Genomic DNA, 2281 nt, shown 5'->3' with positions numbered 1-2281 from the left:
GGCGCTGGGCCACCTGCACAGCCCCCAGAAGGTGGGCCGCGATGCCGTGCGCTATTGCGGCACCCCGCTGAAATACTCCTTTTCGGAAGCAGACCAGCACAAGAGCGCCACCTTTGTGGAGTTCGGTCTCAAGGGCAAAGTTTCCATCACCACCGCGCCGCTTACCCCGAAGCACGACCTGCGGGAAGTGCGCGGCAGCTACATGGAGCTGACCGACCGCCGCAATTACGACGGTACTGCGGTGGACGACTACCTGCACATTACCCTGACCGACGAGCAGGACGTGCCGGACGCGCTGGCCCGCCTGCGGGTGATCTACCCCAACCTGATGCGGCTGGACTACGATAACCTCCGCACCCGGGAAGATCAGGAGATCACCGCACCGGAACGCGCCGAGAGCATCACCCCGCTGGACCACTTCTCGGCGTTCTACCAGCTGCAGAACAATCAGCCGCTGACGGCGGAGCAGGCGGCATTCTGCCAGCAGCTCATTGAGGAGATCTGGAAGGAGGGCGAGGACGCATGAGACCGCTGAAGCTCACTCTTTCGGCCTTTGGCCCCTACGCCGCCGAGACGGTTCTGGAACTGGCAAAGCTGGGTAGGGGCGGCTTATACCTTGTCACCGGCGATACCGGCGCAGGCAAGACCACCCTGTTCGATGCCATTACATATGCGCTGTACGATCATTCCAGCGGCGGCGTACGCGAGGGCGCCATGCTGCGCTGCAAGTATGCCGGCCCTAAAACGCCCACCTTTGTGGAGCTGGAATTTGAGGTGAACAGCCAGCGCTATACCGTGCGCCGCAACCCGGAGTACCAGCGCCCCAAAAACCGCGGCGAGGGCATGACCACCGAAAAAGCGGATGCCACCCTCACCTATTCCGATGGCCGTCCGCCGGTGACCAAAGCCAAGGATGTGACTGCCGCCGTGCAGGAGATCATCGGGCTGGACTACAGCCAGTTCTGCCAGATCGCCATGATCGCGCAGGGTCAGTTCACAAAGCTGCTCAACGCTTCCACCGAGGAGCGCAGCCGCATTTTCCGCAAGCTGTTCCGCACCCAGCGCTATGCCCGGCTGCAGGAGCGCCTGCAGGCCGAAAGCGCCGCCCTCAGCCAGCAGCGCACCACCCAGAATGCAAAGCTGGACAGTCTGCTCTCCGGCATCCGGTTTTCTCCCGACGACCCGGATGCCGATGCCCTTGCCGCACTGAACGCCCAGACCGAGCCGGAGACGGCCCTTGCCCTGCTGGAAGGTCTGCTGGCACGCCAGCAGGCCGCGCAGGAGACCGTTGCTGCTGCCCTCAAGGACACCGAAGCCAAGCTGGACGAAGTACAACGTCAGCTGGGTGCCGCCCAGCAGGCCCGACAGCTGGCCGCACAGCTGGCCGCAAAGCAGGCAGAGCTTACCGCTGCCCTGCCTGTGCTGGAAGCTGCCCGTGCCGAGAGCGCCCGCCACGCAGGCGATGCCGCCCAGCTGGATGTTCTTGCCGGACAGGTGACGCAGGCACAGACGGCCCTTGCCGCCTACGATGAGCTGGATGCCCTGTGCCATCAGCAGCAGGCCGCGCGGGATGCTGCCCAGCTGGCCGCTGCCAAGGCCAAAGCGAAACGCACCCAGCTGGCCGCACTGGACACAGCGCTGGCCGCTGCTGAAAAGGAGCTGACCGCGCTGGAAGATGCTCCCACCCGGCTGCTGGCCTTGCAGAACCGGGAAAAGGAGCTGGCCCAGCGCAGCACCGCCCTTACCACCCTGAACCAGCGGCTTGCCGCCTGCCAGCAGCAGGCACAAAAGGCCCACCGTGCGCAGGATGCCTACCGCACTGCCGCCGAAGCCAAGGAACAGGCCCATGCCCGGCGGGATGCGCTGGACAAAGCCTTTCTGGACGCACAGGCCGGACTGCTGGCGCAGGCGCTGGCCGAGGGTGCGCCCTGCCCCGTGTGCGGCAGCGTCCACCACCCGGCAAAGGCCCAACTGCCCCACACAGCCCCCACGCAGGCGCAGGTGGATGCCGCCAAGCAGGAAGCCGAAAAGGCCGATGCACTGGCCCAGACTGCCAGCACTGCCGCACAGAGCGCCCTTGCCGCAGCCGACGAAGCCCGCCGCTCCCTGCGCCGGGATGCTGAGAGCCTATTGCCCGAGCGCTTCACCTCCCCGGATGGGACGGTGCAGCTGACCTTCAAGGGGATGAACGCTGTCCTGACGGAAGAAGCCTGTGCCCTGCACGCAGCACAGGCCGAGTGTGTCGCCGCGCTTCGGCAGGCCGAAGCAGACTGCGCCCGCC

The 2281-nt window shown here is 65.8% G+C and carries 2 protein-coding genes; both read left to right on the top strand.

Translation table 11 applies throughout. The annotated features are described in order from the left end of the window. Positions 1–526, top strand: a 526-nt coding sequence (locus QZL71_RS01735; RefSeq protein WP_294647482.1) for an exonuclease SbcCD subunit D, incomplete at its 5' end; no start/stop codon positions are given. Then, a partial coding sequence (locus QZL71_RS01730) for an AAA family ATPase (protein WP_294647481.1) occupies positions 523–2281 on the top strand: 1759 nt, incomplete at its 3' end. The genes QZL71_RS01735 and QZL71_RS01730, both read left to right, overlap by 4 nt.

Source organism: uncultured Faecalibacterium sp. (assembly GCF_900066275.1).
GTDB lineage: Bacteria > Bacillota > Clostridia > Oscillospirales > Ruminococcaceae > Faecalibacterium > Faecalibacterium taiwanense.
The sequence above is the reverse complement of the archived record's forward strand: the minus strand, read 5'-3'. Positions and strand labels throughout refer to the sequence as shown.